Annotated in this window: 4 protein-coding genes and 2 tRNA genes; 4 read left to right on the top strand and 2 right to left on the bottom strand. The window is 70.1% G+C overall.

What is annotated here, in order from left to right; genetic code table 11:
* Positions 1-168: 168 nt before the first annotated feature.
* Entirely contained in the window at positions 169-711 is a 543-nt protein-coding gene (locus AC07CM_RS12025; protein ID WP_478876243.1) for a PPA1309 family protein, read from the bottom strand.
* 164 nt (positions 712-875) lie between these two features.
* Here AC07CM_RS12025 and AC07CM_RS12020 point away from each other — a divergent pair, with 164 nt between their 5' ends.
* The 4 genes from AC07CM_RS12020 (at position 876) to AC07CM_RS12005 (ending at position 6098) form a co-directional block, all read left to right on the top strand.
* Complete coding sequence (locus AC07CM_RS12020) at positions 876-3761, top strand: UPF0182 family membrane protein (RefSeq protein WP_478876440.1); 2886 nt, start codon at positions 876-878, stop codon at positions 3759-3761.
* 41 nt (positions 3762-3802) lie between these two features.
* A tRNA-Met gene (locus AC07CM_RS12015) sits at positions 3803-3876 on the top strand.
* A gap of 207 nt (positions 3877-4083) precedes the next feature.
* Positions 4084-5895 (top strand): tetratricopeptide repeat protein, encoded by a 1812-nt coding sequence (locus AC07CM_RS12010; RefSeq protein ID WP_478876242.1) that lies wholly within the window; start codon positions 4084-4086, stop codon positions 5893-5895.
* A gap of 129 nt (positions 5896-6024) precedes the next feature.
* Positions 6025-6098, top strand: a tRNA-Met gene (locus AC07CM_RS12005).
* A gap of 135 nt (positions 6099-6233) precedes the next feature.
* Here AC07CM_RS12005 and AC07CM_RS12000 read toward each other — a convergent pair.
* Complete coding sequence (locus tag AC07CM_RS12000; protein WP_478876241.1) at positions 6234-6650, bottom strand: Fur family transcriptional regulator; 417 nt, start codon at positions 6648-6650, stop codon at positions 6234-6236.
* Positions 6651-6791: the final 141 nt, after the last annotated feature.

Below are 6791 nucleotides of genomic sequence, written 5' to 3'. Positions count from 1 at the left end.
CCCTCCACAAACACCCCCCCACCCATCCCACCCCCCCCCCCCCCCCCCCTTTCCCCCCCCCCCCCCCCCCCCCCCCCCCCCCCCCCCCCCCAGCGCCGTACGGGAAGGCAAGGAGCGGAACCGGTCCTCGAAGGGATCGGCCTCCGAGGAGATCGATCCTCGGACTGATCAGTCCTCGAACGTCGTGGACAGGGCGTCCGCCAGGCCCGGCACCAGGTCCGGGCCCGTGAGGACCTCCGTCGAGGAGTCCTTCTCACGCAGGCGCAGCGCCGACTCGCGGCTGCCGTCGCGCAGCACCGCCACCGTCATGCGGACCTCCTGACGCTCGGGATGGTCGGCCACCCACTTCGCCAGCCTGGCCTCGCTCAGGCCCTGCGGGACCTGCGCCTCGGCCGACGGGGGCAGCATCAGGCGCTCCACCGTGAGCGCGCAGCCGACCACCGCGTCCGGCCAGGCGATGGTGCCGAGGAACTCGTCGAGCGGCTTGTCCGTTGAGATCTCGTCCTGCTCGATCGGGGTGAGACCGGTGGTCTCGGGCTCGTCCTCCAGGCCGAGCTGGGCGGCGAGCGAGGGTTCCTGGGCCCGCAGCCGTGCGGTGTCTACGAGGGCGAAGAGGCGAGCGGGCTGGTCCCAGCCGAGGCCGGAGGCGTACTCGTCGATCTCGAGTACGGCCCGGGTGAGCGGGTTCGCTGCCATGGGAGTGTTGGACATGGTCACAATCCTGCCTCGTTCCCGGCCGGAATCGGGAACCGAGTAAACCGTGAGTAAGTTGCATAGGTGTGGGCCCGCGATCACGACGGGCCACGGGGGGCCCGCGAACACGGGGGCCTGACGGATCGACAGCGAACTTCGAGGTGCGCACCTTGGCTTTCCAGATGCCGGACCGCGGCGGAGGCCCGACGGGGCCGCGGATCAGAGCGGGCCGCCCGTCCCGGCGCGCCCGGACCCTGCTCATGACACTGGGCGTCCTCGCCGTCCTCGGCATGGCGTTCACGATGTTCGCGGGCTTCTGGACGGACTGGCTGTGGTACCGGTCGGTGCACTACTCGTCCGTGTTCACCACCATGCTGTGGACGAAGATCGGCCTGTTCTTCGTCTTCGGCCTGCTGATGGCTGTCGCGGTGGGCTTCAACATCTGGCTCGCGCACCGGCTGCGGCCCCCGCTGAGCGCCATGTCCATGGAACAGCAGAGCCTGGACCGCTACCGGATGGGCATCGCGCCGTACAAGACCTGGCTGCTGCTCGCCGTCACGGCCCTCGTCGGACTGATCGCGGGCGCCTCGGCGGCCGGCCAGTGGCGCACCTGGCTGATGTGGGTCAACGGCGTGCCCTTCCACCAGAAGGACCCCCAGTTCCACCTCGACGTCGCCTTCTACGCCTTCGATCTGCCCTGGTACCGGTTCCTGCTGGGCTTCGGCTTCGCCACCGCGATCCTCTGCCTGATCGCCGCCGCGCTCACCCACTACCTGTACGGCGGGCTGCGCGTCACCAGCCCCGGCGCGCGCGCCACGGCCGCCGCGACCGGGCACCTGTCCGTGCTCCTCGGCATCTTCGTGGCACTGAAGGCGGTCGCCTACTGGCTCGACCGCTACGGCCTCGCCGTCAAGTCCAGCGACTTCAAGGCCACCGGCAACTGGACGGGCCTGCGCTACGTCGACGCCAACGCCTATCTGCCCGCCAAGACGATCCTGTTCTGCATCGCCGTCATCTGCGCGCTGCTGTTCTTCGCCACCCTGTGGCGGCGCACCTGGCAGCTGCCCGTCATCGGCTTCGGCCTGATGGTCCTCTCCGCGATCCTCATCGGCGGCCTGTACCCGGCCATCGTGCAGAAGTTCCAGGTCCAGCCCAACGAGCAGGCCAAGGAAGCCCCGTACGTCCAGAAGAACCTCAAGGCGACCCGTGGGGCGTACGGCATCGACGACACCAAGGTCACCGAGTACGCCGGCAAGTCCAGCACCTCGGACAAGACCAAGCTGCGCGACCAGGTCGGCGACACGGCCAGCATCCGCATCATGGACCCGAACGTCGTCTCGCCGACGTTCCAGCAACTGCAGCAGATCAAGGCCTACTACGGGTTCCCGACCAACCTCGACGTCGACCGGTACTCCACCAAGGACGGCAAGGACCAGGACACCGTCATCGGTCTGCGCGAGCTGAACCTGGACGGCATCCCGAAGAACAACTGGATCAACGACCACTTCCGCTACACGCACGGCTACGGCGTGGTCGCCGCCAAGGGCACCGAGGCCGACAGCGAGGGCCGGCCGGTCTTCATCGAGAAGAACCTGCCGTCCCAGGGAGACCTGGGCACGTACCAGCAGCAGATCTACTACGGCGAGAAGACCACCGCCTACTCGATCGTCGGCGGCCCCCAGAAGGAGGTCGACTACTCCGACAACGAGCGCGAGAGGACCACCAGCTACAAGGGCAAGAGCGGGGTCAACCTCGACAACCCGATCAACCGGGCCGCGTACGCGGTGGCGTTCAACGAGCCGCAGATCCTCTACTCCGGTGCGATCGGCAAGGGGTCGCGGATCCTGTACAACCGCACGCCGAAGGACCGCGTCGAGGCGGTCGCTCCCTGGCTGACCATCGACGGCGACGCCTACCCGGCGGTGGTGAACCACCGCATCCAGTGGATCGTCGACGCCTACACGACCAGCAACGGATACCCGTACGCCTCCCGTACGACCCTGGGCGACACGACGGCCGACTCGCTGACCGCCACCAACAACTCCCGTGCGGTGGTCGCCCAGCAGAACCAGGTCAACTACATCCGCAACTCGGTGAAGGCGACCGTCGACGCGTACACCGGCGAGGTCAAGCTCTACCAGTGGGACACCAAGGACCCGGTCCTGAAGACCTGGATGAAGGCGTTCCCCGGCACGGTCAAGCCCCGCGCGGCCATCTCCGCGGACCTGATGGCCCATCTGCGGTATCCGCAGGACCTGTTCAAGGTCCAGCGTGAGCTGCTCACCCGCTACCACGTGACGGACGCGCAGACGTTCCTCAGCGGCAGCGAGGTGTGGGAGGTGCCGGACGACCCGACCAACGACTCCGGCAGCGCGGTGCCGCCGTACTACCTGAGCATGAAGATGCCCGACCAGAGCGCCCAGGCGTTCTCGCTGACGACGACGTTCACGCCCAACGGGCGGGACAACCTCAGCGCGTTCATGGCCGTCGACTCCGATCCGCGCACCAGCGACTACGGCAAGATCAGAATCCTGAAGCTGCCGACGAGCACGACGGTCGACGGACCCAAGCAGGTGCAGAGCCAGTTCAACTCCGAATCGGACATCGCGGAGACCATCAGCCTGCTCAGCCGCGGACATTCGAAGGTGGAGTACGGCAATCTGCTGACCGTGCCGCTCGACGGGGGACTGCTGTACGCGGAGCCCGTCTACGTACGCGGCGGGTCGCTCAAGTACCCGTTGCTCCGGAAGGTCCTGGTCACCTACGAGGGCAGGACCGCCTTCAAGGACACGCTCGACGAGGCCCTCAACGAGGTGTTCGGCGTGAAGAGTTCGACCACGCCACCGGACACCGGCACCAACCCGCCCAACTCCAGCAATCCCACGGTCCGGCAGGCGCTGGAGGACGCCCGGAAGGCCATCGACGCCGGGAAGGAAGCCCTGAAGCAGCCCCAGGGCCCGGACTGGGACGCGTACGCCAAGGCGCAGAAGGACCTGGAGGACGCGCTGAAACGGGCCGAGGAGGCACAGTCCAAGGCCGACAAGACCAGCGGCGGCAACAGGGGCTGATCAACACCACCTCGCGCCGTGATACGGTTGCTGCACAACGGCGCGGGGTGGAGCAGCTCGGTAGCTCGCTGGGCTCATAACCCAGAGGTCGCAGGTTCAAATCCTGTCCCCGCTACTGAAAGACGAAGGCCCGGATCCTGACAGGGATCCGGGCCTTCGTGGTGTGCGAACTCATGTGCAGAGGGGGGAGACCGCCGCGCCGCCGTGGGGAGTTGGGCGAACTGTGTTTGACTTATCTCTCTGTGGGCAAGTCGACAAAACGCTGAAGTGACCTCACGGGCTGCGGTATACCGGGTGTACCCAGGTTGCAGGTGGTGCGACGATGGACGTTATGGGGGACAAGGCAACTCTGTTCGGGACAGGGCGATTTGTGCGGCCTTCGGATGAGGGGCCGGCCCGGGACGAGCTGGGCGACATGGGGGACGCCGCCGAGGAGGTCCGCCTGCGGCTCGCCGCGGAGACCGGCGACACCGAGGCGATGAGCGTCCTCGGTGCCATGCTGCTGCGCCGCGGCGACCTCGACGGAGCCGAACCCCAGCTGCGCGCCGCCACCGCGGCCGGCGACCGGGCCGCCGCCAACAACCTGGGCGTCCTGCTGCACCAGCGCGGCTACGCCGAGGAGGCCGCCGGCTGGTGGCGGATCGCCGCCGTCGCCGGCTCGGCCGCCGCCGCGCACGCCCTCGGCCGGCACCACCGCGAGCGCGGCGACGAGCCCGCCGCCGAGTACTGGCTGCGCCAGTCCGCCGAGCAGGGTCATGCGCTGGGCGCGTACGCGCTCGCCGACCTGCTGGAGCACCGCGCGGACGGCGCCGCCGAGCACTGGATGCGCGCCGCCGCCGAACGCGGGCACCGGGAGGCCGCCTACCGGCTGGCGCGCGCACTCGACCGCAAGGCCGCCCACGAGGACGAGGACGGAGCCGACAACGCTGTCGAGGAGGTCGAGCAGTGGTACCGGCAGGCCGCCGCGCGCGGCCACCGGCGGGCCGCGCTGCACCTCGGGGCGATCCTGGAGAAGCGCGGGGAACTGAAGGAGGCCGGGCGCTGGTACCTGACCTCGGCCAAGGACGGGGAGCCGCAGGCCGCCTGCGCGCTCGGCTTCCTGCTGCGGGACGCCGGGGACACCGAGAGCGCGGCCGTGTGGTGGCTCAGGGCCGCCCAGGACGGCGACGGCAACGCGGCCAACGCGCTGGGCGCGCTGCACGCCGAGCGCGGGGAGACACAGACCGCCGAGCGCTGGTACCGGGCCGCGCTGGACGCCGGGGACGACAACGGCGCGTACAACCTCGGGCTGCTCTGCGCCGAGCAGGGACGCACCGCACAGGCCGAGCAGTGGTACCGGCGGGCCGCCTACGCCGGGCACCGGGAGGCCGCGAACGCGCTGGCCATCCTGCTGCTCCAGGGCGGCGACACGACCGGGGCGGAGCCGTGGTTCTCCAAGGCGGCCGAGGCCGGGAGCGTGGACGCCGCGTTCAACCTCGGCATCCTGCACGCCGGGCGGGGCGAGGAGCCGGTCGCCCTGCGCTGGTACGAGCGTGCGGCCGCCGCCGGGCACACCGAGGCCGCGCTGCAGGTCGGGATCGCCCGGCTGCGCGAGGGGGACGAACAGGAGGCCGAGCGGCATCTGCGGTGCGCGGCCGGCGGGGGCAGCGCGGAGGCGGCGTACCGCCTGGCCACCGTGCTCGACGCGCGGCGGCCGCCGGAGCCGGCGCACGAGCTGGGCGAGGTCGTGCACGAGAAGACCGAGTGCGAGGAGTGGTACGAGCGGGCGGCCACCCAGGGGCACCGGCGGGCCCAGGTGCGGGTGGGCATGCTCGCGGCGGCCCGGGGCGACGTGGTCGAGGCGGCCCGGTGGTACCGGGCGGCGGCCGAGGCCGGGTCCCGCAACGGGGCGTTCAACCTGGGGCTGCTGCTGGCCCGTGAGGGCAGCGAGCCGGAGGCGGCGGTGTGGTGGACGCGGGCCGCCGACGCCGGGCACGGGCGGGCGGCGCTGCGGCTGGCCCTGGTCTACGCGCGTCAGGGCGAGCTGGCCGAGGGGCAGAAGTGGGCCGACCGGGCGGTGGCGCTCGGGCCCGCCGAGGTCACCGAGCGGGCGGGGCGGCTGCGGGACGCCCTGCGTGAGGAGCTGTCGGCGTAGGACGAGGCGCTGCGCTCGGCCTCGGCGGCCTTCCCCGCCCGTCTCGGCCGGCCGGGAAGTGACCCCCGCCACTCACCGCCAATGGATTTGCATCCCGGCAGCGTCCTCACGTAATGTCGTGTTCACCGACGCGGGGTGGAGCAGCTCGGTAGCTCGCTGGGCTCATAACCCAGAGGTCGCAGGTTCAAATCCTGTCCCCGCTACTGAAGGCCCAGGGCCGGAATCCAGAGATGGATTCCGGCCCTAGGTGCGTTTGCGGCAGCGTTCGCGTCGGGGTGCGGGGCGGCAGAGCGCGAAAGAGGGGGGCTTTCGCCCCCCTCTTTCGGTGCCGGCCGGTGTCAGGCGCCGGCGCAGTTCGGGCACAGCCCGCGGTACGTCACCTCGACGTCCGAGACGGTGAAGCCGAACCGCTCCGTGTCGGGGAGGTCGGCGAGCGGGTTGCCGATCGGGTGCACGTCACGGATCGCGCCGCACTGGGCGCAGACCAGGTGGTGGTGCGGCCGGTGCGCGTTCGGGTCGTACCGCTTGGCGCGCTTGTCCGTGGTGACCTCGAGCACCTCGCCGAGGGAGACCAGCTCGCCCAGCGTGTTGTAGACGGTCGCCCGGGAGATCTCCGGCAGCTTCGTGACGGCACGCGCGTGTACCTCGTCGGCCGTCAGATGCACGTGCTCGCCGTCGAGAACCTCGGCCACGACGCGCCGCTGTGCGGTCATCCGCCATCCGCGTCCGCGCAGCCGTTCCAGAAGGTCGCTCATGCGAACCAGCGTAACAGCAAGAGGACCAGATTCCGAATAGGTGTGACTTTGGAATGCTGTTTGACTTGGACTTAGTCCAATGTAGGATCGAGCCTGGCTTTGGCCAAGGGACAGGAAGAGTCGGGCATGACGCAGGAGGCG

This window comes from Streptomyces sp. NPDC044061, from assembly GCF_056434305.1.
The sequence above is the reverse complement of the archived record's forward strand: the minus strand, read 5'-3'. Positions and strand labels throughout refer to the sequence as shown.